22 protein-coding genes and 1 pseudogene are annotated in these 24993 nt (G+C 69.8%); 18 read left to right on the top strand and 5 right to left on the bottom strand.

The window, feature by feature from the left end:
* Positions 1-87: 87 nt before the first annotated feature.
* Both EIP85_RS07470 and EIP85_RS07465 read right to left on the bottom strand, forming a co-directional pair.
* Entirely contained in the window at positions 88-969 is an 882-nt protein-coding gene (locus EIP85_RS07470) for a cation diffusion facilitator family transporter (RefSeq protein ID WP_127901547.1), read from the bottom strand.
* A gap of 174 nt (positions 970-1143) precedes the next feature.
* Entirely contained in the window at positions 1144-1647 is a 504-nt protein-coding gene (locus EIP85_RS07465) for an SH3 domain-containing protein (protein ID WP_241559920.1), read from the bottom strand.
* A gap of 156 nt (positions 1648-1803) precedes the next feature.
* On the opposite strand from EIP85_RS07465, the gene EIP85_RS07460 reads away from it, so the two are divergent.
* The 18 genes and pseudogenes from EIP85_RS07460 to EIP85_RS23425 all read left to right on the top strand — a co-directional run.
* On the top strand, positions 1804-2790 hold the full coding sequence (locus tag EIP85_RS07460) for a 2-hydroxyacid dehydrogenase (protein ID WP_127901545.1): 987 nt from the start codon (positions 1804-1806) through the stop codon (positions 2788-2790).
* Positions 2791-2924: 134 nt separating this feature from the next.
* Positions 2925-3545 carry a hypothetical protein gene (locus tag EIP85_RS07455; RefSeq protein WP_127901544.1) on the top strand — a complete coding sequence of 207 codons (621 nt, stop codon included), beginning with the start codon at positions 2925-2927 and terminating at the stop codon, positions 3543-3545.
* Positions 3546-3602: 57 nt separating this feature from the next.
* The gene (gene ybgC, locus EIP85_RS07450; RefSeq protein WP_127901543.1) at positions 3603-4004 is read left to right on the top strand and encodes a tol-pal system-associated acyl-CoA thioesterase; all 402 of its coding nucleotides are present in this window, start codon (positions 3603-3605) and stop codon (positions 4002-4004) included.
* Between the two features lie 105 nt (positions 4005-4109).
* Complete coding sequence (tolQ, locus tag EIP85_RS07445; RefSeq protein ID WP_127901542.1) at positions 4110-4805, top strand: protein TolQ; 696 nt, start codon at positions 4110-4112, stop codon at positions 4803-4805.
* Between the two features lie 3 nt (positions 4806-4808).
* Positions 4809-5282 carry a protein TolR gene (gene tolR, locus EIP85_RS07440; RefSeq protein WP_127901541.1) on the top strand — a complete coding sequence of 158 codons (474 nt, stop codon included), beginning with the start codon at positions 4809-4811 and terminating at the stop codon, positions 5280-5282.
* A 9-nt stretch (positions 5283-5291) separates the two neighbouring features.
* A complete protein-coding gene (locus EIP85_RS07435; RefSeq protein ID WP_127901540.1) occupies positions 5292-6494 on the top strand; it encodes a hypothetical protein in 1203 nt (400 codons plus the stop codon).
* Positions 6494-7825: a Tol-Pal system beta propeller repeat protein TolB gene (tolB, locus tag EIP85_RS07430; protein WP_164871665.1), complete on the top strand. Its 1332-nt coding sequence runs from the start codon at positions 6494-6496 to the stop codon at positions 7823-7825. The genes EIP85_RS07435 and tolB overlap by 1 nt, the downstream gene beginning before the upstream one ends.
* A 100-nt stretch (positions 7826-7925) precedes the next feature.
* A complete protein-coding gene (gene pal / locus EIP85_RS07425; protein ID WP_127901538.1) occupies positions 7926-8453 on the top strand; it encodes a peptidoglycan-associated lipoprotein Pal in 528 nt (175 codons plus the stop codon).
* Positions 8454-8464: 11 nt separating this feature from the next.
* Positions 8465-9445 (top strand): tol-pal system protein YbgF, encoded by a 981-nt coding sequence (ybgF, locus tag EIP85_RS07420; RefSeq protein ID WP_241559919.1) that lies wholly within the window; start codon positions 8465-8467, stop codon positions 9443-9445.
* Between the two features lie 2 nt (positions 9446-9447).
* Positions 9448-10719, top strand: a complete 1272-nt coding sequence (gene tilS, locus EIP85_RS07415; protein ID WP_241559918.1) for a tRNA lysidine(34) synthetase TilS — start codon at positions 9448-9450, stop codon at positions 10717-10719.
* Between the two features lie 89 nt (positions 10720-10808).
* Entirely contained in the window at positions 10809-12719 is a 1911-nt protein-coding gene (gene ftsH / locus EIP85_RS07410; RefSeq protein ID WP_127901537.1) for an ATP-dependent zinc metalloprotease FtsH, read from the top strand.
* 390 nt (positions 12720-13109) lie between these two features.
* Positions 13110-13898, top strand: a complete 789-nt coding sequence (locus EIP85_RS07405; RefSeq protein WP_127901536.1) for a methyltransferase domain-containing protein — start codon at positions 13110-13112, stop codon at positions 13896-13898.
* Positions 13898-14512 carry an MOSC domain-containing protein gene (locus EIP85_RS07400; protein WP_127901535.1) on the top strand — a complete coding sequence of 205 codons (615 nt, stop codon included), beginning with the start codon at positions 13898-13900 and terminating at the stop codon, positions 14510-14512. The genes EIP85_RS07405 and EIP85_RS07400 overlap by 1 nt, the downstream gene beginning before the upstream one ends.
* 179 nt (positions 14513-14691) lie before the next feature.
* On the top strand, positions 14692-16368 hold the full coding sequence (locus EIP85_RS07395; RefSeq protein ID WP_127901534.1) for a formate--tetrahydrofolate ligase: 1677 nt from the start codon (positions 14692-14694) through the stop codon (positions 16366-16368).
* A gap of 105 nt (positions 16369-16473) precedes the next feature.
* The gene (locus EIP85_RS07390) at positions 16474-16791 is read left to right on the top strand and encodes a chorismate mutase (protein WP_127901533.1); all 318 of its coding nucleotides are present in this window, start codon (positions 16474-16476) and stop codon (positions 16789-16791) included.
* Positions 16788-17678, top strand: coding sequence for a bifunctional 5,10-methylenetetrahydrofolate dehydrogenase/5,10-methenyltetrahydrofolate cyclohydrolase (locus EIP85_RS07385; RefSeq protein WP_127901532.1), 891 nt, complete (start codon positions 16788-16790; stop codon positions 17676-17678). The genes EIP85_RS07390 and EIP85_RS07385 overlap by 4 nt, the downstream gene beginning before the upstream one ends.
* A gap of 12 nt (positions 17679-17690) precedes the next feature.
* Positions 17691-18593, top strand: coding sequence for a bifunctional methylenetetrahydrofolate dehydrogenase/methenyltetrahydrofolate cyclohydrolase FolD (gene folD, locus EIP85_RS07380; protein ID WP_127901531.1), 903 nt, complete (start codon positions 17691-17693; stop codon positions 18591-18593).
* A 220-nt stretch (positions 18594-18813) separates the two neighbouring features.
* Positions 18814-19416: pseudogene (locus EIP85_RS23425) on the top strand (LytTR family DNA-binding domain-containing protein); the annotation flags it as partial.
* 41 nt (positions 19417-19457) lie between these two features.
* Here the strand turns inward: EIP85_RS23425 and pdeM are convergent.
* From pdeM to EIP85_RS07360, 3 genes are all read right to left on the bottom strand, one after another.
* A complete protein-coding gene (gene pdeM, locus EIP85_RS07370) occupies positions 19458-20156 on the bottom strand; it encodes a ligase-associated DNA damage response endonuclease PdeM (protein ID WP_127901529.1) in 699 nt (232 codons plus the stop codon).
* Positions 20157-20286: 130 nt separating this feature from the next.
* The gene (locus EIP85_RS07365; RefSeq protein ID WP_127901528.1) at positions 20287-22479 is read right to left on the bottom strand and encodes a primosomal protein N'; all 2193 of its coding nucleotides are present in this window, start codon (positions 22477-22479) and stop codon (positions 20287-20289) included.
* Positions 22480-22505: 26 nt separating this feature from the next.
* Positions 22506-24947: a ligase-associated DNA damage response DEXH box helicase gene (locus tag EIP85_RS07360; RefSeq protein WP_127901527.1), complete on the bottom strand. Its 2442-nt coding sequence runs from the start codon at positions 24945-24947 to the stop codon at positions 22506-22508.
* Positions 24948-24993 lie beyond the last annotated feature (46 nt).

The following is a 24993-nucleotide window of genomic DNA, read 5'->3' as shown; positions in this document are numbered from 1 at the left end:
GTATTCCGGCGCGGTCGGGTAAGGCCGCGTTAACCGGTGGTGGGGCGGTTCGGTGCGCAATGAATGCGCACCCTATGGGGCGGGATCTCAGCCCCGGGCGACATCCTTGTGGATGATGACGTCGGCCTGCGGGTAGGCCTCGAGGATGGCGCGGCGGAGGGAGGCGCCGATGGCATGGGCCTCCGACAGCGGCTGGTCGCCGTCGAGCTCGATATGGATCTGCACGAAGAGCCGCGAGCCGGCGGTGCGGGTCCTGATGTCGTGATAGCCGTGCACGCCGGGCCAGGTGGCGGCGATCGCGGCGATGCCGGCCTCGATCTCGGGATCGGCGGCGCGGTCCATCAGCGCGTCCCAGGCGCCGCGGCCGACCCGGAGCGCGCCGAAGATCAGAAGCGCCGCCGCCCCCAGCCCCACTACCGAGTCGATCTGCCCCAGCCCCAGCGCCGCCGCCGCCCAGAGCGAGATCAGCGCGCCGAGGTTGAAGACCAGGTCGCCCGCGTAGTGCAGCGCATCCGCCGCGACCACGCGGCTGCCGGTCCGCCGCACCACCCGGCGCTGCCAGACCAGAAGCGCGCCGGTCATCAGGATCGAAAGCGCCATCACCGCCATGCCCGCCCCTTCCGATCGCAGCTCCACCGGCGCGGGCGACAGCAGACGCGCGGCGGCGGCCCAGCCGATCACCCCGCCGGTCACCGTGACGAAGACGGACTGCGCCAGCGCGGCCAGATCCTCGGCCGAGGTGTGGCCGAAGGCATGATCCTCGTCCGGCGGGCGGGCGGCATAGAGAATCGCCAGGAACGCGCCGAGCGAGATCATGAAATCCATCGCGCTGTCGGCAAGCGAGGCCGCCACGCTCAGCGCCCCGGTCTGCGCCAGCGCCCAGAGCTTCAGGAGCACGAGGATGCCCGCCATGGTCGAGGAGGCGAGGCCGGCGGAGGCGTTCAGGCGGGTGCCGGGCGAAAGCGACATGTCGGGCGGCTCCGGTCTGGGGCAACGGATCGGCAGGGTAAAGCGGATCGGCGATGAAGGGAACGCCGGGCTAGCACGGCCGGCGCAGGCTCTGCAGCCCCAAAATGCGCGCGACGCGATGAAAGCCGTGGGGAAAACCGTGGGAGAAACCGTGGTTCCGGGCGGGCGCCGGGATCAGCCGAAGGTCTCGGTCTTGCCGACGCCCCAGACGGCGGTTTTCTCGACCCAGCCGCCATCGCCATCGGCGCTGATCCGGCACCAGTCGTGGCGGGCGGCATGGAGGCGGGCGATCACGTTCTGCTCCGCCTTGGCGGTGATCGGGGCCTTGTTGTCGGGCAGGGCGCGCAGGATGACCATGGGCTTGGTCACGATCACGGTGCGCACGCCGGAGATCAGCGTGTAATGCATCCAGCCGCCGAGGCCGTCCTTGTCCTCCACCCGGCGCCAGTGGTCGAATTCGCCGGTGATGCGGAGCGGCATACCCTCGCGGGTGAAGACCCAGTCGATCCGCTGGGTCAGCGAGGGGCCGCGGCGGGCATAGCCCTTGTGACCCCTGAGCGAGACGAAGCGGGGGATCGGAAGGTGGGTGACGGGACCAAGCTCCACCGCGCCGGCCGGAAGACCCAGGCACGCCGCCGCCGCTCCGGCGGAGCACGCCAGGAAATCTCGTCTCTTCATCACCCTTGCCTGCCTTTCTCCGGGCCCGCGCATTGGTGCGATGCGCCCTTGGCCCTTCCGGTTCTCCGGATGCTCTGCCCGGCGGCGCTTGTGCCGCGCCGCTCTATGCGCCAGTTTGCCATGCAAGGGCCCGGATGCAAGCCGAAGGAGAGGACGATGCCCGCAGAGCGGCTGAGTGTTGTCGTGACGCGACGGTTGCCGGAGGTGGTCGAGACGCGGATGCGGGAGCTTTTCGACGTCGAGCTGAACGAGGCGGATGTGAAGATGGACCGCGCGGCGCTGGCGGCGGCGATGCAGCGGGCCGACGTGCTGGTGCCCTGCATCACCGACCAGATCGACGCGGGCCTTCTGGCGCAGGCGGGCGAGAAGCTGAAGCTGATCGCCAACTACGGCGCGGGGGTGGATCATATCGACGTGGCCTCGGCCCGGCAGCGGGGCATCCTCGTCTCCAACACCCCCGGCGTGATGACCGAGGATACCGCCGACATGGCGATGGCGCTGATCCTTGCCGTGATCCGCAAGATCCCGGAGGGCCTTGCCGAGATGCAGCGCGGGGACTGGCGCGGCTGGGCACCGATGGCGCATCTGGGCGGCCGGCTTGGCGGGCGGCGGCTGGGGATCCTCGGCATGGGCCGGATCGGCCAGGCGGTGGCGCGGCGGGCCCGCGCCTTCGGGCTGCAGATCCATTACAACAACCGCCGCCGCCTGCGCCCGGAGATCGAGGAGGAGCTGGAGGCGACCTGGTGGGAGAGCCTCGACCAGATGGTGAGCCGGATGGACATCGTCAGCGTCAACTGTCCGCATACGCCCTCGACCTTCCACCTGCTGAACGCCCGGCGGCTGAAGCTGATGAAGCCCTCGGCGGTGATCGTGAATACCTCGCGCGGCGAGGTGATCGACGAGAATGCGCTGACCCGGATGCTGAGGGCCGGGGAGATCGCGGGCGCGGGGCTCGACGTCTTCGAACATGGGCACGAGATCAACCCGCGGCTTCGGGAGCTGACGAATGTCGTGCTGCTGCCGCATATGGGCTCTGCCACCGTCGAGGGGCGGGTGGAGATGGGCGAGAAGGTGCTGATCAACATCAAGACCTTTGCCGATGGCCACCGGCCGCCGGACCAGGTCGTCCCCTCGATGGTCTGAGCGGGCGGCAGGCGCCGCAGGAGGTTTCGGGCCAGGAAACGGGACGCGGGGGGTTGCGGCTTTTTCCTGGCGAAAATACTCCCGCCGGAGGCGCCCGGCCTTTCCGCCGGGGCGGAGTGTCAGGGAGGGATGCGATGACGGCCGATGAGGTGGCGGCGCTTTTCACGCGGTCGGACGGGTCCTACCTCTGCGCGCGCTGGGGGCGGCCGATCGTGCCGGTGGTCTTCGGGGTGGAGGCGGCGACGCTCGGCGTGGTGAAGGGGGCCATCGAGGCTGTCGTGGCACTGGCCGGGCACAGGATGGCGGAGACCGATCCGGAGCTGGGCGCGAACCTGATGGTGTTCTTCTGCCGGGACTGGGGCGAACTGCTCGGCGTGCCGAACCTCGACCGGCTGGTGGAGGATCTGGCGCCGCTGGTGGTGCGGCTGACGGAGGCCGGCGCCAACCAGTACCGCGTCTTCCGCTTCGACGAGACCGGCGCGATCCGGGCGGCCTTCGTGTTCCTGAGGATGGACGCCGCGCTGGCCGAGGTTCCGGCCGAGGTGCTGGCGCTCGCGCAGGCGGCGCAGGTGATCCTTCTGTGGTCCGATACCGCCTTCGACGACATGCCGGCGCTGGGCGAGGCGGGCGGGCATGTCGTGCTGCGGCCCGAGATCGCCTCGGTCATCCGGGCGGTCTATGACCCGGTGATGCCTGCCGAGGCGCGGGATGCGAGCCACGCGCTGCGGCTGGCCGCGCGGATGGCCGCGGGGTGAGGTGCGGGGCGTGCGGCGGCGCTTGCCGGGGCGGGGCGGGCGGGGTAGGCCTGCGGCATGTCCCATCGCTTCGCCCTTCGCGTCTATTACGAGGATACCGACCTCGCCGGGATCGTCTATTACGCAAATTACCTCAAGTTCATCGAGCGGGCCCGAAGCGAGCTGGTGCGCGAGATGGGCGTGGATCAGCGGGTGCTGAAGGCGGAGGCGGGGATCGTCTTTGCCGTGCGGCATCTGGAGGCAGATTACCTCAGCCCGGCGCGGTTCGACGACCAGCTGGAGGTCGAGACGCGGGTGGCTGGCGTGACCGGGGCGCGGATCCTTCTGGACCAGGCGGTGCTGCGGGGCGGCGAGCGGCTTTTCGCGGCGCGGGTGACGCTTGTCGCGGTCGGGCCGGAGGGCGCCGCGCGCATCCCGGCGGAACTTCGCCAGCGCATGGCGGGGCTGCAGGAAAGTTAATGCCGCGTCACACGCATGTGTTGGCATTCTGCCTAAAAGCAAGATAGAATCAGTGGTAATAAAGGCTGCCGCAAGAGCGGCCTCACCTCGTACGGGCAGACATCTATGGATACGACGACACTTGCGCATGCGCAGGCGCTCGACTTTTCGATGCTGGCGCTCTTCATGCGTGCCACCATCACGGTGAAATTCGTGATGATCCTGCTGTTGCTGGCATCTTTCTGGTCCTGGGCCATCATCATCCAGAAGCATATCGGGCTGCGCCGCGCGCGTGGCGAGGCGGGCATCTTCGACCGCGCCTTCTGGTCGGGCGAGCCGCTGGACGAGCTTTTCGAGAAGATCGGCAGCCAGCCGGATGGCGCGAGCGAGAAGATCTTTGCCGCGGGCATGCTGGAATGGCGCCGCAGCCACCGCCAGGACGGCGGGCTGATCGCCGGCGCGCAGGCGCGAATCGACCGCTCGATGGACGTGGCGATCGCCAAGGAAGGCGAGGAGCTGAACCGGGGGCTGGCCTTCCTTGCCACCGTCGGCTCCACCGCGCCCTTCGTCGGGCTCTTCGGCACGGTCTGGGGGATCAAGCACGCGTTCGAGCAGATCGCGATCAGCCAGAACACCAACCTCGCCGTGGTGGCGCCGGGCATCGCCGAGGCGCTGCTGTCCACGGGTCTGGGCCTGCTGGCCGCGATCCCGGCGGTGATCTTCTACAACAAGCTCAACGCCGACAGCGAGCGGGTCGTTTCGGGCTACGAGGCCTTCGCCGACGAATTCGCCACCATCCTCTCGCGCCAGCTGGACGCCTGAGCGATGGGCGCGGGGGTCATGGGCGCAGGCGGCGGGGGCGGTCGCCGGGGGCGGCGGCGCAGGCGCAACCGCCCGATGGCCGATATCAACATCACGCCCTTCGTGGACGTGATGCTGGTGCTTCTCATCATCTTCATGGTGGCGGCGCCGCTGCTGACCGTGGGCGTGCCGATCCAGCTGCCGAAGACGGCGGCGACGGCGCTGCCCACCGAGAAGGAGCAGCCGCTGACGATCACGCTCGCCAAAGGCGGCAAGATCATGCTGCAGACGACCGAGATCTCGGAGACCGACCTGGTCCCCAAGCTCCGGGCGGTGGCGGCGGAGCGGCGGGACCGCAAGGTCTATCTCAGGGCGGACGGGTCGATCCCCTATTCGCGGGTCGCCCAGGTGATGGGGGCGCTCAACGCCGGGGGTTTCCGCGATATCGGGCTCGTCACCGATCCGAACGGGCCGAAGCTGAACGGAACGGGTGGCTAGGCACCTGCCATGCGCACAGGGACGATCATCTCGGGTATCGGGCATGTCGGCCTGATCCTGTGGCTCCTGTTCGGGGGCTACCTGACCGCGCATAACGACGCGCCGCCGATCCAGGTGTCCGACGTCTCGCTGATCACGAACAAGCAGTTCGCGCAGCTGACCGCCGCCGCGGCACCGCCGCCGGCGCGGCCGCAGACGAAGGTGAAATCGCCGGAGGCGGCGAAGGAGACCAAGCCCGCGAAGGCGCCGAAGCCGGACACGCCGGCGGTCTCGCCCAAGCCCGCGCCGAAACCGAAGCAGGAGCCGAAGCCCGACAAGCTGCCGCAGATCACCTCGGCCGAGCCGCGGGTGCAGCCGCCGAAATTCCTCAAGGCGCCCACGCCCGAGAAGCCGCCGGCCGCCGCGACGCTTTCGCCGGACGTGCATACCTCTGCGCCGCCCAAGGCCTCGCAGCGGGTTGCGCCCACGCCGGCGCCGGCGCCCGCGCCGGATGCCGCGGTCGCCCCCGTGCCGACGCCCGAGGCCGCCCCGGAGAAGACCGCGACGCAGGCCAAGCCGCAGAAGCCGAAGCAGGCCCAGGCGCCCAAGGAGGCCTCGACCCAGATCGTGCCGGAGGCCTCGAAGCAGGCCAAGGCGCTGACCGGCCAGTCGACCGCGCCGAAGGTCAGCCCGCGGCCGGAGCTGCGCCCCGAGACGCCGGCCGCCCCGGCCCAGCCGCCGAAAGAGAAGGTGGCGAAGGCCGAGAAGCCCGCCAAGCCGGAGAAGGCCAAGCCGCAGAAGGCCAAGCCCGATACCAGCTCGGCGGTGGACGCCGCGCTGGCCGCCGCGATGTCCGCGACCAATGGCGCGGGCGTGACCGAGGGCGGGCAGGGCAAGTCCACCCACCTTGGCCCGCCGGTGAGCGCGGCCGATACGGAGGGGCTTCTGAGCACGCTCAAGAGCACCTGGATCATCGATCCGGGTTCGCCTTCGGCCGATGTTACGGTGACCGTGGACTTTCAGCTGAGCCCGGACGGCAAGGTCATCCCCTCGACGATCAAGCTGGTCTCTGCCGAAGGCGGCAACCAGACGGCGCAACAGATCGCCTATCGCAAGGCGAGGACCGCGATCTTGCATGGCAGCGACCTCGGCTTCAATCTTCCTCCCGCGAAATACCAGGAATGGCGTGATATCCAGATGGTGTTCGATCCCAAAGGAATGAGGCTCCAATGATGTTCAAACGGCCCCTCGCCCTTATCCTCGCGCTGGCGCTGGCCGGCCTAGCGTTGCCCGGCGCCCCGGCGGCCCAGGCGGCGCCCCTCAAGCTGCGTCTGACGCAGGGGGTGATCGAACCCTTGCCCTACGCGCTTCCCGCGTTCATCGCCGATGGCGCGGCGGCGACGCAGGTCGCCCAGCAGATCACCGGGGTGATCGCCGACGACCTGACGGGAACCGGGCTCTTCCGGCAGATCCCGTCCTCGGCCTTCATCTCGAAGGTCACCAATTTCGATGCGCCGGTGCGCTACGCCGACTGGAAGGCGATCAACGCGCAGGCGCTGATTACCGGCGCCGTCAGCGTGCAGGGCGGCAAGGTGGTGGTGAAGTTCCGCCTCTTCGACGTGTTCAACGGCGCGCCGCTGGGCGAGGGGCTGCAATTCGCGGGCCCGGTCGATACCTGGCGGCGGATGGCCCACAAGGTGGCCGATGCGGTCTATTCGCGCATCACCGGCGAGAGCGGCTATTTCGACAGCCGCGTGGTCTATGTCGCCGAGAGCGGGCCGAAGACGAACCGGGTGCGCCGCCTCGCGATCATGGATTACGACGGGGCCAACACCAGCTATCTGACCGATGGCCGCTCGATCGTGCTGGCGCCGCGCTTCTCGCCGGACGGCCAGCGGGTGATCTTCGTCAGCTACCAGTCGGGCTTCCCGCATGTCTACATGATGGACCTTGCCACGCTGCAGGAGCGGCGGCTGGACAACCAGCCCGGCACGATGACCTTCGCGCCGCGGTTCTCGCCCGACGGGCGCTCGGCGGTCTATTCGCTGGAGAGGGACGGCAACACCGACCTTTATTCGATCAACCTCTCCTCCGGGCAGACGCAGCGGCTGACCCAGGCGCCCTCGATCGAGACGGCGCCGGATTACTCGCCCGACGGGTCGCGGATCGTGTTCGAGAGTGACCGCTCGGGCCAGCAGCAGATCTACGTCATGTCCGCCGGGGGCGGCGGCGCGACGCGGATCAGCTTCGGGCCGGGCAAGTATGCCACCCCTGTCTGGTCGCCGCGCGGCGATCTGATCGCCTTCACCAAGCAGGATCAGGGCCGGTTCTACATCGGTGTCATGAAGCCCGACGGGAGCGACGAGCGGCTGCTCACGGCTTCGTTTCTTGACGAGGGTCCGACCTGGGCGCCCAACGGTCGCGTGATCATGTTCACGCGCGAGGCACCGGGATCGGACAGCATGCCCCAGATCTATTCCGTCGACGTCTCCGGACGCAACCTGAAGCCCGTCCCGACGCAGGGCGGCGCCTCGGACCCGTCCTGGGGGCCGCTGCGGAAATAGGTCGCGGCCGCCGCGCGGGCGGTCGCGAAGCGATGGTTCAACAAGTCTGCGCAAACATGGTATAGTGGCCTGAAAGGCCCGTAGCACAAAGGAATGGGAAATGCAGTGGACGAACAAGGCACTTCTCCTGGTCGCGGCGCTGGGGCTGGCCGCCTGTAACAACCCCAACCGCTACGGCGCCGGTGGCGCGGGTGGCGCTGGCGGGGCCGGGGGCGCGGGGGGGATCTCCTCGGGCAATCTCGGCGATGTGAACAACCCCGCCTCGATCGCGTATTTCAACCAGCGCGTCGGCGATCGGGTGTTCTTCACGCTTGACCAGTCGACGCTTTCGCCCGAGGCGCAGGCGACGCTGACCAAGCAGGCCGCCTGGCTGGCGAAGTTCCCCGAGTACAAGATCATCGAGGAAGGCCATACCGACGAGCGCGGGACCGAGGAATACAACCTCGCCCTGGGCGCGCGGCGGGCCTCTGCCGCGGCGCAGTTCCTGATTGCGCATGGTGTGGCCTCGAACCGGATCCGTACCATCAGCTACGGCAAGGAACGCCCGGTTGCGACCTGTGACAACGAGAGCTGCTGGTCGCAGAACCGCCGCGCAGTGACCGTCCTGTCACAGGGTGCCGGCGGCTGAGGAGGGGGATGATGCGCCGGATCGGATCGGCAGCCGCCATCCTTGCGATGGCGGCCCTCGCGGGAGGGGTCGCGCTTTCGGGCGCGGCCTTTGCCCAGACGGCGACGACGCAGGCCGGCGGGGCCAAGAGCGCGAGCCCGAGCCAGGCCAAGCCCAAGCCGGACCGACAGACGCTGGCCGACATCCAGGCCGACCTCAACCGGGTCAAGGCAGAGGTCGAGGGGCTGAAGCAGGAGCTTCAGCCCACCGGCACGACCGTGATCAACCTGCCCGCGGGCTCTGCCGTGCCGGACCAGATCAACGCGATCGAGGCCGAGCTGCAGCAGCTGACGGCGCAGACCGAGGCGCTGCAGAACCGGATCAGCCGGGTGGTGACCGACGGCACCAACCGGATCGCCGACCTGCAGTTCCGGCTGACCGATGCGCTGGGCGGCGACACCTCGAAGATCGGCAAGGCGACCCCGATCGGCGGCGGCACGATGCCGGCCGCCGGCGCGGCCGCTGGCGCCGGTGCGGGTGCGGCGGCGACGGGCACCACGGCCGCGGCCCCGGCGGCGGGGAGCGGCGGCGACGCGACCGACCAGAGCGGGCAGAGCGGCCCGCCGCTGGCCGTGGGCGAGCAGGCCGATTTCGACAAGGCCAAGGCCGCTTACGAGGCCAACGACTTCAAGAAGGCGGCCGATCTCTTCGCCTCCTTTGCGCAGACCTATACCGGCGGGCAGCTGACCGGAGAGGCGCTTTACATGCGCGGCCAGGCGCTGAGCCGGATGGGCGACACCGCCAATGCGGCGCGGGCCTATCTGAACAGCTTCTCGAGCTACCCCAAGGGCCCGAAGGCGCCCGATGCGCTGACCAAGCTGGGTGTCAGCCTCGGCAAGCTGGGCCAGACCAAGGACGCCTGCACGACGCTGGGACAGGTCTCGGTCCGCTACCCGAGCTCGGGCGCGGTGGTGGATGCCGCGCAGGCGATGCAGTCGCTCGGGTGTAAGTGACGGTGGACGGGCCGACGGGCAAGGGGGACCGGCTTGCCGCCCTGATGAAGGCTGCCCTGCCGCCCGGCCGGATCAACCGGCTGGGCGTTGCCGTTTCCGGCGGCGGGGATTCGATGGCGCTGCTGCATCTGGCGCGCGGCTGGGCGCGGGCCGGGGGCGCCTCGGTCAGCGCGGCGACGGTGGATCACGGCCTGAGGCCCGCGGCGCGGGCGGAGGCGGCGATGGTGGCCGAGGTCTGCGAGGGGATGGGCGTGGCCCATCGCACCCTGACCTGGTCGGGCTGGGACGGAAGCGGAAACCTGCAGGACAAGGCGCGGCGGGCGCGCTACCGGCTTCTGGCCGACTGGGCGCTGGATGAGGGCCTCGACGCCGTGGCGCTGGCCCATACCGCCGACGATCAGGCCGAGACCTTCGTGATGCGGCTAGCCCGCGGCGCGGGCGTCGACGGGCTTTCGGCAATGGCCGCGCGGCGGCGCGCCGGGGGCGTGGACTGGGTGCGCCCGCTTCTTGGCGCGGGCCGCGAGGAGCTGCGCGACTATCTGCGCGCGGGCGGGCATGGCTGGGTCGAGGACCCCTCCAACGCCGATCCGCGTTTCCTGCGGGTGCAGGTGCGGCAGGTGATTGAGGCGCTGGCACCCCTCGGCATAGATGCCGCGGCGCTTCTGGCCACCACGCAACGCCTTGGCGAGGCGCGGGAAGCGCTGGAGCTTGCGGCCCAGGCGGCGGCGCGCCGGATCGCCGTGGTGGAGGCGGGCGACGTGGTGATGGCGCGCGAGGGCCTTCTTGCCCTTCCCGCCGAGCTGAAGCGCCGGCTTCTGAGCCATGCGCTGAGCTGGGTCGCCTCGGCCGATTACGGCCCGCGGCACGAGAGCCTGGCCGAGGGGCTGCGCGCGATCGAGGCGGGCCGCGAGATGACGCTGCACGGCTGCCAGATCCTCCGCAAGGGGGGCACGCTGCGAATCTGCCGCGAGCTGCAGGCGGTCAAGGAATTGCGGTCGGCGCCCGGCGCGCTGTGGGACCGGCGCTGGCGGGTCGTGGCACCGGAGGAGACCGACCTTTCGGGCCTCGAAGTGGGCGCGCTGGGCGAGGCGGGGATCGTGCTCTGCCCAGACTGGCGGGAGGCGGGTCTGCCGCGGGCGAGCCTTCTGTCCGCGCCGGCGATCTGGCGGGAGGGTGCGCTGGTCGCCGCGCCGCTGGCCGGCAAGGCCTTGGGATGGCGTGCAGAACTGGCGCGGGGAGGCGAAGACTATTTCTCCACGATTTTATCGCATTGAACGCCCCGGACTAATCTCTATTTTAGAGGCAAGCATAACGGCGGCCCGTGCGGGAGTGATCCCGTCTGTCGCCTGTAAGGAGGAGCCCCGTGGGCAACGCGCGTAATATCGCATTCTGGGTCGTTCTGTTTCTTCTGATCCTGGCACTCTTCAACCTGTTCAGCGGTTCGGAAACGACGATGGCCACCCGGACCGTCGCCTATTCGGATTTCATCCAGAAGCTCGACGCTGGCGATGTGTCCAGCGTCACGCTCGATGGCGAGCGGGTGATGGTGCGCGGCAAGGACGGCTCGCAATACATGACGATCAAGCCGCAGGGCGAGAACGTCACCGACAAGCTGCTGGCCAAGCATGTGATCGTGGATGCAAAGCCCCAGGAACAGTCGGGCTTCATGTCGCTCCTCGGCGTATGGCTGCCGTTCATCGTGCTGATCGGGATCTGGCTGTTCTTCATGAACCGGATGCAGGGGGGCGGCAAAGGCGGGGCCATGGGCTTCGGCAAGTCACGGGCCAAGCTTCTGACAGAGAAACAGGGCCGCGTGACCTTTGACGACGTGGCGGGCATCGACGAGGCGAAAGAGGAGCTGGAGGAGATCGTCGAGTTCCTTCGAAACCCGCAGAAGTTCTCTCGCCTCGGTGGCAAGATCCCGAAGGGCGCGCTGCTCGTCGGCCCGCCCGGCACCGGTAAGACGCTTCTGGCGCGCGCCATCGCGGGCGAAGCGGGCGTTCCGTTCTTCACGATTTCGGGTTCGGATTTCGTCGAGATGTTCGTGGGCGTCGGCGCAAGCCGCGTGCGCGACATGTTCGAGCAGGCCAAGAAGAACGCGCCCTGCATCGTGTTCATCGACGAGATCGACGCCGTCGGGCGGTCGCGTGGCGTGGGCTACGGCGGCGGCAACGACGAGCGCGAGCAGACGCTGAACCAGCTTCTGGTCGAGATGGACGGGTTCGAGGCGAACGAGGGGATCATCATCGTCGCCGCGACCAACCGGCCGGACGTTCTGGACCCGGCGCTGCTGCGCCCCGGCCGCTTCGACCGGCAGATCCAGGTGCCGAACCCCGATATCAAGGGCCGCGAGAAGATCCTGTCCGTGCATGCGCGCAAGGTGCCGCTGGGGCCGGACGTCGACCTGCGCATCATCGCGCGCGGCACGCCGGGCTTCTCGGGGGCCGACCTCGCGAACCTTGTCAACGAGGCGGCGCTGATGGCCGCGCGGGTCGGGCGGCGCTTCGTGACGATGGAGGATTTCGAGAGCGCGAAGGACAAGGTCATGATGGGGGCGGAGCGCCGTTCCATGGTGATGACCGAGGACGAGAAGAAGCTGACCGCCTATCACGAGGCGGGGCACGCGATCGTCGGCCTCAACGTTCCGCAGCACGACCCGATCCACAAGGCGACGATCATTCCGCGCGGCCGGGCGCTGGGCCTCGTGCTCAGCCTGCCGGAGCGGGACCAGCTTTCGGTCACCTACACCAAGTACAAGTCGAAGATCGCCATGGCGATGGGCGGCAAGGTTGCCGAGGAGCTGATCTTCGGCAAGGAAAACGTGACCTCGGGCGCGGCCTCGGACATCCAGCAGGTGACCAAGATCGCGCGGGCGATGGTGACGCAGTTCGGTTTTGCCGACCGGCTGGGCAACATCGACTATGCCAATGAGCAGCAGAGCTACCTGGGCAGCTACTCTGGCGGGGCGGCGCATTCGCCCGAGACGATGGAGCTGATCGACGAGGAAGTGCGCAAGATCGTCGAGGAAGGCTATGCGCGGGCCAAGCAGATCCTGACCGACAAGGCCGAGGATCTGGAGCGGCTGGCGCAGGGGCTGCTGGAATACGAGACGCTGACCGGGCCGGAGATCGGCCGCGTGATCCGCGGCGAGCCCCTGGGGCGCGGCGACGACGAGAACAATGCGCCGGGCTCTCCGAGCCTGACGACGATCCCGAAGACCAAGCCCAAGCCGCCGAAGGCGGAGGGCGGAATGGAGCCCGAGCCGCTGACCTGAGCGGCGGGGCAGGGGGCGGGCCTTCGGGCCCGCCTTTTTCATTTCGGGGGCAAGGTGCGCAATGAATGCGCAGGTACCGATCCGGGCGGGGAAGAGGGCAAGGGAGCGTCCGCGGGTGGGAGCTGGCTGCGGCTGGGGTCTGTCCGTTTATGGCGTAAAGAACCCCTTCGTCGTGCCGGGGCGGGACCTCACCAATAGCGCCCGCCGTCACGCCGAAGGCGTGCCGATGTTTCGTGGCGCACCAAAGGTGCGACGGGGGCGGACGGGCGCTGGCCCGGCGGGGCTCGCGCCCCGCTGTTTCGGGCAGGGGGCGGTCGTTGATCCTGCTCCCCCGTTGACCTCTCCGCCCGGGCTGCGATAGTGCGCGCGGCGCTTGAGGGGGAGGCTGCCATGTCCGAGAATTCGTTCGATTGGAACCCGGAGCGCTATGCCCGCTTCGCCGATCTTCGCCTGCGCCCGGCGCGCGACCTTGCCGCCCAGGTCCATGGTCTGCCCGAAGGGGCTGTGATCGATCTCGGCTGCGGCAACGGGCCGGTGGCGGAGACGCTCGGGAGCCGGTTCTCGTCGCACGCGCTGATCGGGGTGGACAATTCGCCGGCCATGCTCGCCAAGGCGGCGGAGACCGGGCGATACGACGTGCTGGTGGAGGCGGATATCACCCATTGGGCGCCGCGCCACGCGCCGGCGCTGATCTTCTCCAACGCCGCGCTGCACTGGCTCGGCGCGCATGAGGCCCTGATGACGCGGCTGGCAGGCTACCTTGCCCCGGGAGGCGTGCTGGCGGTGCAGATGCCCCGGCAATACGGTGCCCCCTCGCACCGCTTCCTGCGCGACATCGCCACCTCGCGCCATCCCGATCGTTTCGACTTCAGCGGCTGGCAGGCGCCGGTGCTGCCGGCGGAGGGGTACTGGCGGATGCTCTCGCCGCTCGGCGAGGTCACGGCCTGGGAGACGGAATACGTCCAGCGCCTCGCCCCCACCGAGGGCGCGCATCCGGTGCGGCGCTTCACGGAGTCGACTGCGATGCGGCCGTTCCTGGAGCGGCTCGAGCCTGCCGAGGCCGCGGCGTTCACGGCCGCCTATGACGAGGCGCTTTCCGTCGCCTATCCGCTGCTGCCGGACGGCGGCGCGCTCTTCCCGTTCCGCCGCACGTTCTTCACGCTGAGGGTGCCCGACTGATGCCCGCGCTGATCCCGACCCGCTTCGCCGCCACCGTCACCTGGCTTGGCACCGTGGCCGACAGGGACGCGGCCTTGGCCTCTGCCCCGGTCGAGAGGCTGGAGCTGGGCTTTGACGGCCCCGTGGGAGAGGCGCATGGCGGGCTGACGCGCCCGGCCTGCTCGCGCGTCGCGGCGCTCTATCCTCGCGACACGTCGATCCGCAATACGCGGCAGCTCACCGTGGTTTCGGCCGAGGACCTTGCCGCGATCGCGGCGGCGATGGAACTCGACGCGATCGACCCGGCCTGGCTGGGCGCGACGGTGGTGGTCGAGGGGATGCCGGACCTTTCGCACCTGCCGCCCTCGGCGCGGCTGCAGGGGCCGGACGGGGTGACGCTGGTCGTCGACATGGAGAACCGGCCCTGCCAGCTTCCCGCGAAGGTGATCGAGGCCGCCCGCCCGGGCAAGGGGCGCGCCTTCAAGCCCGCGGCCGCAGGCCGGCGCGGCATCACCGCCTGGGTGGAGCGCGAGGGGCGGCTGCAAATCGGCGACCAACTGCGGCTTTTCGTGCCGGATCAGCCCGCCTGGGCGTATATCGGCGAGGCGCGTGGGGCGCGCCAGGCGGCAGAATAAAAATTCTGTTGTCGGAATAAATCTTCCATCAGATGCGCCGGTGTCGGATCGGAAACCGGCTCTGGCGAATTTGGAGCGGAACGGGTCGGAATCGCCCCTCCCCGTCACCGGACGGGCCGGTATAGCCGGGGCAGTTCAGGGCCCGAACGCCAATGGCGCCGGGCGGCAGGGAGATGGAAATGGCCGTGAAAACCGATATCGAAATTGCCCGCGAAGCCAAGAAGAAGCCGATCCAGGAGATCGGCGCGAAGCTTGGTATTCCGGACGAGCACCTGCTGCCCTACGGCCATGACAAGGCGAAGGTCGGCCAGGAGTTCATCAAGTCGCTGGAAGGAAAGAAGACCGGCAAGCTGGTTCTCGTCACCGCGATCAACCCGACGCCCGCGGGCGAGGGCAAGACCACGACGACGGTCGGCCTCGGCGACGGTCTGAACCGGATCGGCAAGAAGGCGATGATCTGTATCCGCGAGGCCTCGCTGGGTCCGAACTTCGGGATGAAGGGCGGCGCGGCGGGCGGCGGCATGGCCCAGGTCGTGCCGATGGAGGAGATGAACCTCCACTTCACCGGCGACTTCCACGCGATCACCTCGGCGCACAACCTGCTCTCGGCGATGATCGACAACCACATCTACTGGGGCAACGAGCTGGAGATCGACGCGCGCCGCATCGTCTGGCGCCGGGTGATGGACATGAACGACCGCGCGCTGCGCGACATCGTGGTGAACCTCGGCGGCGTGGCGAACGGTTTCCCGCGCCAGACCGGCTTCGACATCACGGTGGCCTCGGAAGTCATGGCGATCCTCTGCCTCGCCAATGACCTCGACGATCTGCAGAAGCGGCTGGGCGACATCGTCGTGGCCTACCGCCGCGACAAGACCCCGGTCTACTGCCGCGACATCAAGGCCGATGGCGCGATGACCGTGCTGCTGAAGGACGCGATGCAGCCGAACCTGGTGCAGACGCTGGAGAACAACCCCGCCTTCGTCCACGGCGGCCCGTTCGCCAACATCGCGCATGGCTGCAACTCCGTCATCGCGACGAACACCGCGCTGCGGCTGGCCGACTACGTCGTGACCGAAGCCGGCTTCGGCGCCGACCTGGGCGCCGAGAAGTTCTTCGACATCAAGTGCCGCAAGGCCGGGCTGAAGCCCGACGCAGCCGTGATCGTCGCCACCGTCCGCGCGATGAAGATGAACGGGGGCGTGGCGAAGGCGGACCTCGGCACCGAGAACATCGAGGCGGTCAAGAAGGGCTGCCCCAACCTCGGCCGTCACATCGCCAACGTGAAGAGCTTCGGCGTGCCGGTCGTCGTCGCCATCAACCACTTCGTCACCGACACCGAGGCCGAAGTGCAGGCGGTGAAGGATTACGTCGCGAGCCAGGGCGCCGAGGCGATCCTCTGCAAGCATTGGGCGCAGGGCTCCGCCGGGATCGAGGACCTGGCCAAGAAGGTGGTTCAACTTGCCGAGAGCGGCAGCGCCAATTTCTCGCCGATCTATCCCGACGAGATGGGCCTGTTCCAGAAGATCGAGACCATCGCCAAGCGCATCTACCACGCCGACGAGGTGCTGGCCGACAAGTCGGTCCGCGCCCAGCTGAAGGCCTGGGAGGACGAGGGCTACGGCAACCTGCCGGTCTGCATGGCCAAGACCCAGTACAGCTTCTCCACCGATCCGAACCTGCGCGGCGCGCCGACGGGCCATTCGGTGCCGGTGCGCGAGGTGCGGCTGTCGGCCGGGGCCGGGTTCATCGTCGCGATCTGCGGCGAGATCATGACCATGCCGGGCCTGCCGCGCCAGCCGGCCGCGGAGGTCATCCGGATCGACGACGAGGGCTTCGTCGAGGGCCTGTTCTGAGGTCAGAGCAACACGGGGGGCCGCTGCCGAAGGGTTGCGGTCCCCTCTCTTCTCCGGCAGATCCGGGGCGCGTGCGGGCGTGCGCGGCCGGACAGGAGACACGCGATGAGAGATCTTGAGACCATCGGCACGATGGCAGAGCTCAGGGCCGAGATCGACACCCTGGACCGCGCGATCGTCGGTCAGCTCGCACGGCGGGCGGCGATGATCGACCGGGCTGTCGCGCTGAAGCCGCGCGAGGGGATGCAGGCACGCATCACGCCCCGGGTCGAGGCGGTGGTGGCCAACGTGCGCGAGGCGGCGGGCGACGCGGGGCTGGACCCCGAGCTTGCCGAAACGGTCTGGCGGGCGCTGATCGAATGGTCGATCGCGCGCGAGGAAGTGGAACTGGGGGCCTCGGCCCCGGAAGGGAATGCGGCATGAGCGCGACGGTCATTGACGGCAAGGCTATCGCCGCACGGATGCTTGCGGCGACGCGGGTAGAGGCGGCGGCGCTGACGAACGAGGGCTGGGCGCCGCGCCTGGTCTCGATCTCGGTCGGCGACGTGGCGGCCGCCGAGCTTTACGTCCGCAACCAGAGCCGGCAGGCAGAGCGCGCCGGTGTCGGCTTCGAGGCGCGGAACTATCCCGACACGATCAGCCTGGAGCAGCTGACCGGCGTGCTGCAGGGGCTGAATGCCGATCCGCGCGTGAACGGCATCATCATCCAGCGGCCGCTGCCGCAGCATATCCCCGTGAAGGCGCTGCAGCGCGCGGTCCACCCGCTGAAGGACGTGGAGGGGATGCACCCGGCCTCGATCGGGAACATCGTCTACAACGACCTCGCACTTGGGCCCTGCACCGCGGTCGCCTCCGTCGAGATCCTGAAGACGCTGCCGCTGAAGATCGAGGGGCTCGACGTGACCGTGATCGGCCACAGCGAGATCGTCGGCAAGCCGATCGCCTTCCTGATGATGGGGCTCGGAGCGACGGTGACGGTCTGCCATCACATGACGCGGCAGGTCTCGGTCCATTCGCGGCAGGCGGACGCGGTCTTCGTGGCGGCGGGCCGGCCGGGGCTGGTGACCGGGGAGATGCTGAAGCCGGGGGCGGCGCTGATCGACATCGGCATCAACCGGATCGAGGGGCCGGACGGGCCGAAGACCGTGGGCGACGCCGATTTCGACAGCTGCGCCGAGGTGGCGGGCTGGATCACGCCGGTTCCGGGCGGGGTCGGGCCGGTGACGGTCGCGACGCTGATGAAGAACGCCGTGCTCGCCGCGCGGATGCAGATGGAGCATTACCGCGAGGCCTACCGGGCCGCGGAATGAGGGGGATTTGACATGACGGCGGAGATCATTGACGGGAAGGCCTTCGCGGCGCGGGTGCGCGAGCAGGTGGCGGCCCATGTGGAGCGGCTGAAGGCAGATCACGGGATCACCCCGGGTCTTGCGGTGGTGCTGGTGGGCGAGGATCCGGCGAGCCAGGTCTATGTCCGCTCCAAGGGCAAGCAGACGGTCGAGGCCGGCATGGCGAGCTTCGAGCACAAGCTGCCGGTGGAGACCTCGGAAGCCGATCTGCTGGCGCTGGTGCGCAAGCTGAACGCCGATGACGACGTGCACGGGATCCTGGTGCAGCTGCCGCTGCCCGCCCATATGAACGCCGAGCTGGTGATCAATACCATCGACCCGGCGAAGGACGTGGACGGGTTCCACATCTCCAACGTCGGCCTGCTCGGGACCGGGCAGAAGAGCATGGTTCCCTGCACCCCTCTCGGCTGCCTGATGCTGCTGCGCGACCGGCTGGGCAAGCTTGCGGGCCTGAATGCGGTCGTCGTCGGCCGGTCGAACATCGTCGGAAAACCGATGGCGCAGCTGCTGCTTGGCGACAGCTGCACCGTGACGATCGCGCATTCGCGCACCAAGGACCTGCCGGCGGTCTGCCGGGGGGCGGATATCCTCGTCGCCGCGGTCGGGCGGCCGGAGATGGTGAAGGGCGACTGGATCAAGCCGGGCGCCACCGTGATCGATGTCGGCATCAACCGCATCGACGCGCCGGAGAAGGGCGAGGGCAAGAGCCGGCTGGTGGGCGACGTGGATTTCGCCTCGGCCTCCGAGGTGGCGGGGGCGATCACGCCGGTGCCCGGCGGGGTGGGCCCGATGACCATCGCCTGCCTCCTGGCGAACACGCTGACGGCCTGCTGCCGGGCCAAGGGCTTGCCCGAGCCGGCGGGACTCACGCCCTGATTGAACAAATCATTCGCTAAAGGCGAAGATGCGCTTGTCCGGCCCGGCTGCGGTTGGTATCTGCGAAGGCAGGCACCCGGACAAAGTGTAAGTTAACGCCTTGCGTCTGTTTGACATTTACTCATGGTTGAGCGAAGCGTTCCGGCCCCGTACCCTTGCGATCTGGGCCGTCGCTTCACTGACCATCGCACTGGCGGGACCCTTCGGCACCTACGTAGAGATGCCGATCTCGGGTCGGCTTGTGTTCTGGGCCTGCGTCTTCGGGGCCGCCGTGCTGGTGCCGCGGCCGGGCCGGCCGGGCGTGCGGCGCTGGCTGACAGGGCCGCACATGTGGACGCGCGGGGTGGTAGGCTCGATCGGCTTCGCCACGGTCTTCACCCCGATGGTGCGGCTGTTCCATGCGATGGTGATGAGCGGGGCGGCCAGTCGCGGACTGCCGCTGATCACGCTCTGGCTGGTGCTCTTCCTCTGCTCGATCCTGGAAACGGCGATCTGGGCCGTGGCGCAGGAGCAGAGGGACGCCGGGCCCGCGCCGGCGGTGCCGCAGCCGCTGGCAGAACCCGAGCCAGTGCCCGAGCCTGTGCCGGAGCCGCCGCGACTGGTTCAGCGGCTGGATCCCGGCCTGCGGGGCGGTCTGGTCGCGCTTTCGGTCCGTGACCATTACGTCGAGGTGACCACGGACCGCGGCGAGGCGAGCCTGCTGATGCGGTTCGCCGATGCGCTGGACGAGCTGGGCGCGACCGAGGGGATGCGGGTCCACCGCTCGCATTGGGTGGCGCGCTCGGCGATGGCGGGGCTGGAGCGGCAGGCGGCGCGGCTGTTCCTTCGGCTGAAGAACGGGCGGCTGGTGCCGGTGAGCCGGAGCTACCGCGAGGAGGTGCTGGCCCTCGGCCTGCCGCTGAGCGAGATGAGCGGCACGGCCCGCGGCGGGGCGCCGAGCAGGACCGCGCGGGCGTCCTCGCGCATCAGCGACAGGAGGACCGGATCGGCGCAGGAGAGGCCGCCGGTATAGGCGCCGTAGGCCGGAAGGATCGCGCGGGCCGCGTCATGCAGCAGGCAGGGCCGGGTCAGGCTTTCGCCGCGCGCGGCGAGGCGGGCCTTGGGGTGGTAATGGCCGGAGATCTCGGCCTCTGCGCCCGGTTCGGCGATATGGCGGAAGGTGAGGGGCCCGGCGCGGTGCTGGGCCAGGTGGCTGCCGCCGAGCGCCAGCGGGCCCGGGTCGTGGTTGCCCTCGATCCAGAGCCAGCTGCGCCCGGCCATCAGCCGGGTGAGCCAGGAAAGATCCTCCTCTGCCAGCGCGGCGGCGGCCTCCGCATCGTCGAAGCTGTCGCCTAGGCAGAGGACGGTGCGGGGGGCGGTCGCCTGGATATCGGCGTCGAGGCGCGCCAGCGTCTCGCGCGTCTCGTAGGGCGGCAGCAGGGTCCCCGTGCGCCGGGCGAAACGCTCTGACTTGCCGAGGTGGAGATCGGAGACCACCAACATCGCCTCGGCGGACCAGAGGAGCGCGCCACTGGGCAGAAGCGTGAGCGCCGCGCCGGCGAGGGTGAAGCTGTAGCTGTTCATGCTTCGTTCGATGAGCCTTTCGGGGCGGTTTGGCAAGGGGGATCGTCGTGGCGACCGCGGTCCTTTGGCCCGAAACAGCGAGCGCAGCTCGCTGGGCCAGCGCCCACCCGCGGACGGAAGCTGACCCTCTTCAGAGGAAGCTTTGCGGGTCGATGTCTATCGCCATGCGCAGGTCGTTCGGGGGCTTGAGCTGGCCGACCCAGCGGGCGAGGGCTGCCTGCAGGGGTACGGTCTTTTCCGCCTTCACGAGGAGGCGGACGCGGTGGCGGCCGCGGATCCTTGCGATCGGCGCCGCCGCCGGGCCGTAGACATGGGCGCCGATCGCGCGGAGCGGCGCGTCGGCGCGGGCGAGGGCTGCGCCGAAGTCGAAGACCGATTGGACATTGGGCGAGGAGAGGACGATCCCGGCCATCCGGCCGTAGGGGGGCATGCCAGCGGCGCGGCGCTCCTCTGCCTCGGCGCGCCAGAAGCCCTCCTCGTCGCCCGAGAGGATGGCGCGGATCACCGCGTGGTCGGGCTGGCACGTCTGCAGGAGCGCGAGGCCGCGTTTCTCCGCCCGGCCCGCGCGGCCGGCGACCTGTCGCATGGTCTGGAACGTGCGTTCGGCTGCGCGCAGGTCGGAGCCCTGCAGGCCGAGGTCGGCGTCGATCACGCCGACCAGCGTCAGGTTGGGGAAATTGTGGCCCTTGGCGACGATCTGGGTGCCGATGATGATATCGGCCGCGCCCTCGGCAATCGCCTCGATCTGGTCGCGCAGCGCCCGGGCGGTGCCGAAGAGGTCCGAGGACAGCACCGCGACGCGGGCGTCGGGGAAGACCTCGCCCACCTCCTCGGCCAGGCGTTCCACGCCCGGGCCGACGGCGGCGAGCTTGCCTTCCACCCCGCAGGAGGGGCAGGCGGTGGGCATCGGCTTCGTCTCGCCGCACTGGTGACAGACGAGGCGCTTGAGGAAGCGGTGCTCCACCATGCGGGCGTCGCAGTTGTCGCAGCCGATCTGGTGGCCGCAGGCGCGGCAGACGGTGACGGGCGCGTAGCCGCGGCGGTTCAGGAACAGGAGCGACTGCTCGCCGGCCTGGAGGCGCGCCGTCACCGCGCCCGCGAGCGTGGGCGAGATCCAGCGGCTGGGCGGCAAGGTCTCCGCCCGCATGTCGATGGCGCGCATCTCGGGCAGTTCCGCCGCGCCGAAGCGGGCGGGCAGGTCGAGGCGGCGGTACTTGCCGGTATCGGCGTTCACCCAGGTCTCGAGCGAGGGGGTGGCGGAGGCCAGCACGACCTGCGCGCCGAGGATGGAGGCGCGCAGCACCGCCATGTCGCGGGCATTGTAGAGCACCCCGTCCTCCTGCTTGTAGGAGGTGTCGTGTTCCTCGTCGACGACGATCAGCCCGAGGTCGCGGAACGGCAGGAAGAGCGCGGAGCGGGCGCCGACCACCAGCGACGCGCCGCCCTCGCCGACCATGCGCCAGAGGCGGCGGCGCTCGGTGACGGTGATGCCGGAATGCCATTCGGCGGGGCGCGCGCCGAAGCGGTCCTCGACGCGGGCGAGGAAGCCCGCCGTCAGCGCGATCTCGGGGAGAAGCACGAGGGCCTGCCGGCCATGTTGCAGGCATTCGGCGACGGCTTCGAGGTAGACCTCGGTCTTGCCCGAGCCGGTGACGCCTTTCAGCAGCGTCGTGCCATAGGCGCGGGACGCGATGGCCTCGCGCAGGGCGCGGGCGGCGGTGGCCTGATCGGGGGAGAGGTCGGAGCCCGGAAGCTCGGGGTCGAGCCGGGGGTAGGGGAGGTCGCGGGGGGCTTCCTCCTCCGCCACGGCGCCCTGCGTCACGAGGCCCTTGACCACAGAGGGGGTTACGCCGGCCTGCTCGGCCAGCTCGCCCAGGGTGAAGGCGAGGCCGCCGTGGTCGCGCAGCACCTCCAGCACGCGGCGGCGGGCGTCGGTCATGCGTTCCGGCTCGGCCTGGCCCAGGCGGTAGATGCGGCGCATGGCGGGGGTGTCGCCGAGACCCGGGGCGCGGGTGGCGAGGCGCAGCATCGCATGCATCGGCGTGAGCGTGTATTCGGCGGCGCGGGCGAGGAAATCCCGCATCTCCTCGCGCATCGGTGCGGCGTCGAGGACGCGGGTGACGGGGCGGAGCTTTGCGGCATCGAAGCTGCCCTCGCCCGGTCCCCAGACCACTCCCAGCACGCGGCGGGGGCCGAGCGGCACCTCGACATAGGCGCCGGTGAAGCAGCCGCCTTCCGGCGCGCGGTAGTCGAGCAGGCGGTCGAGCGGTTGCAGCGTCAGAACCGCCACCCGCGCGCCTTCCTCGAAGTGACTGTCGCTCATCGCCGGCCCATCCCGCATGCCCCTCGCTAGCCCATCGGCGCGGAGGGCTGCAAGTCCGCCTCTGCGAGGCCGGCGGCGGCGAGGAGGCTTTCGGCGGCCTCGGCCACCAGCCGCTCGCGCGCCGCGCCCTCGACCGGGACGCGGCCGTGTTCGAGGAGGAGGGGTGCCGCGAGCGGCGTGACGCGGTCGAGGCGGGCGTGGTCGATGCCGCCGTCGTTCTGGCTGGCGATGCGGGAAAGCATCTCCTCGATCCGGCCGAAGGAGACGAGGCCGCGCAGGGCCTCTTCCCGCGTGATGTCGAGGAGCAGGTGGCCGGGGTCGTATTTGCGCAGCGTGTCGTAGAGGATGTCCGACGAGAAGGTCGCCTGCCGCCCGGTCTTGCGGCGGCCCGGCGTGTTGCGGTCGATCAGGCCCGCGATGATCGCCGAGGCGCGGAAGGTGCGCTTCATCACCGCGTTGCCGGCGAGCCAGGTGTCGAGGCCTTCGCGGAGGGCTGCCGGGTCGAGGAGGGGCGCGGGGTCCGTCACCTCGTCCAGCCCCCAGATGAGGGTGGCGTAATCGGTGGCGACGAAGCCCAGCGGGTGCAGGCCCTCGTCCTCCATCCGCTTGGTCAGCAGCAGGCCGAGCGTCTGCTGCGCGGCGCGGCCCGCGAAGCCGTAGAGGCAGAGATGGGCGCGGCCGTCATGCGGAAAGGTCTCGATCAGCAGCCGGTCGCGTTCGGGCAGGCGCGAGACCTCGCGCTGGAGCGCCAGCCAATGGGCGGTGTGAGCCGGGAGCTCGGGCCAGTCTGGCTGGCGGAAGAGGTCGAGGATGCGGTGCGAAAGCTGGGTGGAGGTGGAGAACTTGCTGCCGGAGAAGACCGCGACCTTGGGCGTGCGGCCTGGGGCGCGGGAGACCTCGACCGTCATCTCGCGCAGGCCTTCGTAGCGCACCACCTCGCCGCCCATCAGGAAGGTGTCGCCGGGGGTGAGGGTGGAGGCGAAATATTCCTCGACCTCGCCCAGCGGCGCACCACGGCCGCGGAGGCGGACGCCGAGGGTCTCGGAGTCGATGATGGTGCCAAGGTTGAGGCGAATCTGGGCGGCGGTGCGGGGGTCGCGGAGCTGCCAGAGGCCGGATTTCAGGACGAGGCGCTGGTAGCGGTCATAGGCTTTCAGCGCGTAGCCGCCGGTGGCGGCGAAGTCGAGGCAGGCGTAGAACTCCGCCCGGGTTAGGGCGCTATAGGCGCCGGCGGAGGTGACCTCGGCATAAAGCGTGCCCGCGTCGAAGGGGCCGGCGGCGGCCGTGGCAAGGATGTGCTGGCAGAGGACGTCCCGTGGGCCGGGGCCGCGCGGGTCGCCGTCGAGGTCATGGGCGCGGACGGCCTCCAGCGCCGCCGTGCATTCGACGATCTCGAAGCGGTTGGCGGGGACGAGGAGGGCCTTGGAGGGCGCGTTGTAGCGGTGGTTGGCGCGGCCAATGCGCTGGACCAGCCGCTTGACGTTCTTCGGCGCGCCGACCTGGATGACGAGATCCACGTCGCCCCAGTCGATCCCGAGGTCGAGCGAGCCGGTGCAGACGACGGCGCGGAGCTTGCCTTCAACCATCGCCTGTTCCACCCGTTCGCGCTGTTCGCGGGCGAGGGAGCCGTGGTGGATGCCGATGGGGAGGTTCTCGGTATTGGCCAGCCAGAGCTCGCGGAAGAAGATCTCCGCCTGGGCGCGGGTGTTGTGGAAGATCAGCGTGGTTCGGTGTGCCTTGACCTGGGCCAGCACCTCCGGGATCGCGTAGCGGCCGCCGCCGCCGGCCCAGGGGGGCGGGGCGAGGGTTTGGAGCATGGCGATGTCGGGGTCGGGGCCGGGATCGGCCTGAAGGACGGCGCAGGGCTCCGGGTGGCGGGCGAGGAAGCGGGCGATGGCGGCCGGGTCCTCTACCGTCGCCGAGAGGCCGACGCGGCGGAGGCCGGGGGCGAGGCGGGAGAGGCGGGCGAGGGACAGCATCAGCTGGTCGCCGCGCTTCGATTCCGCCAGCGCGTGGATCTCGTCGACGATGACGCGGGAGAGGCCGGCGAAGATGCGCGGGGCGTCCTCGTAGGTCAGCAGCAGCGCGAGGCTTTCGGGCGTGGTCAGCAGGATATGCGGTGGATCGGCCCGCTGGCGGCGGCGTTTGGTGTAGGAGGTGTCGCCTGTGCGGTCCTCGATCCGGATTGGCAGGCCGGTCTCCTCCACCGGGCGGGTGAGGTTGCGGCGGATGTCGGCGGCGAGCGCCTTCAGCGGCGAGATGTAGAGGGTGTGGAGGCCCTTGTGGGTGCCGGGGGCGAGTTCGGCGAGCGTCGGCAGGAACCCGGCCAGCGTCTTGCCGCCCCCGGTCGGCGCGATGAGGAGGAGCGCGGGGTCGGCGGCGCGGTCGAGCATCTCGCGCTGATGGGGATGCAGGCTCCAGCCGCGGGCGGCGAACCAGGTGTCGAGGGAGGGCGGCAGCGCGGGCATGGGGGGAAGATAGGATGGATGCGGCGCGGCGGGAACGGGGGATGCG

This window comes from Solirhodobacter olei, from assembly GCF_004010155.1.
Lineage (GTDB): Bacteria > Pseudomonadota > Alphaproteobacteria > Rhodobacterales > Rhodobacteraceae > Solirhodobacter > Solirhodobacter olei.
The sequence above is the reverse complement of the archived record's forward strand: the minus strand, read 5'-3'. Positions and strand labels throughout refer to the sequence as shown.

Excerpts from the sequence above, each read along its gene's own strand:
- EIP85_RS07400 (WP_127901535.1), top strand. The coding sequence starts at position 13,898 with ATGCCCGCGCTGATCCCGACCCGCTTCGCCGCCACCGTCACCTGGCTT.
- tolB (WP_164871665.1), top strand. The coding sequence starts at position 6,494 with ATGTTCAAACGGCCCCTCGCCCTTATCCTCGCGCTGGCGCTGGCCGGC.
- EIP85_RS07395 (WP_127901534.1), top strand. The coding sequence starts at position 14,692 with ATGGCCGTGAAAACCGATATCGAAATTGCCCGCGAAGCCAAGAAGAAG.
- EIP85_RS07390 (WP_127901533.1), top strand. The coding sequence starts at position 16,474 with ATGAGAGATCTTGAGACCATCGGCACGATGGCAGAGCTCAGGGCCGAG.
- tolQ (WP_127901542.1), top strand. The coding sequence starts at position 4,110 with ATGGATACGACGACACTTGCGCATGCGCAGGCGCTCGACTTTTCGATG.
- ybgC (WP_127901543.1), top strand. The coding sequence starts at position 3,603 with ATGTCCCATCGCTTCGCCCTTCGCGTCTATTACGAGGATACCGACCTC.
- EIP85_RS07360 (WP_127901527.1), bottom strand. The coding sequence starts at position 24,947 with ATGCCCGCGCTGCCGCCCTCCCTCGACACCTGGTTCGCCGCCCGCGGC.
- tolR (WP_127901541.1), top strand. The coding sequence starts at position 4,809 with ATGGGCGCGGGGGTCATGGGCGCAGGCGGCGGGGGCGGTCGCCGGGGG.
- EIP85_RS07465 (WP_241559920.1), bottom strand. The coding sequence starts at position 1,647 with ATGAAGAGACGAGATTTCCTGGCGTGCTCCGCCGGAGCGGCGGCGGCG.
- pal (WP_127901538.1), top strand. The coding sequence starts at position 7,926 with ATGCAGTGGACGAACAAGGCACTTCTCCTGGTCGCGGCGCTGGGGCTG.
- EIP85_RS07435 (WP_127901540.1), top strand. The coding sequence starts at position 5,292 with ATGCGCACAGGGACGATCATCTCGGGTATCGGGCATGTCGGCCTGATC.
- EIP85_RS07385 (WP_127901532.1), top strand. The coding sequence starts at position 16,788 with ATGAGCGCGACGGTCATTGACGGCAAGGCTATCGCCGCACGGATGCTT.
- EIP85_RS07460 (WP_127901545.1), top strand. The coding sequence starts at position 1,804 with ATGCCCGCAGAGCGGCTGAGTGTTGTCGTGACGCGACGGTTGCCGGAG.
- folD (WP_127901531.1), top strand. The coding sequence starts at position 17,691 with ATGACGGCGGAGATCATTGACGGGAAGGCCTTCGCGGCGCGGGTGCGC.
- pdeM (WP_127901529.1), bottom strand. The coding sequence starts at position 20,156 with ATGAACAGCTACAGCTTCACCCTCGCCGGCGCGGCGCTCACGCTTCTG.
- EIP85_RS07405 (WP_127901536.1), top strand. The coding sequence starts at position 13,110 with ATGTCCGAGAATTCGTTCGATTGGAACCCGGAGCGCTATGCCCGCTTC.
- EIP85_RS07470 (WP_127901547.1), bottom strand. The coding sequence starts at position 969 with ATGTCGCTTTCGCCCGGCACCCGCCTGAACGCCTCCGCCGGCCTCGCC.
- ybgF (WP_241559919.1), top strand. The coding sequence starts at position 8,465 with ATGCGCCGGATCGGATCGGCAGCCGCCATCCTTGCGATGGCGGCCCTC.
- EIP85_RS07365 (WP_127901528.1), bottom strand. The coding sequence starts at position 22,479 with ATGAGCGACAGTCACTTCGAGGAAGGCGCGCGGGTGGCGGTTCTGACG.
- EIP85_RS07455 (WP_127901544.1), top strand. The coding sequence starts at position 2,925 with ATGACGGCCGATGAGGTGGCGGCGCTTTTCACGCGGTCGGACGGGTCC.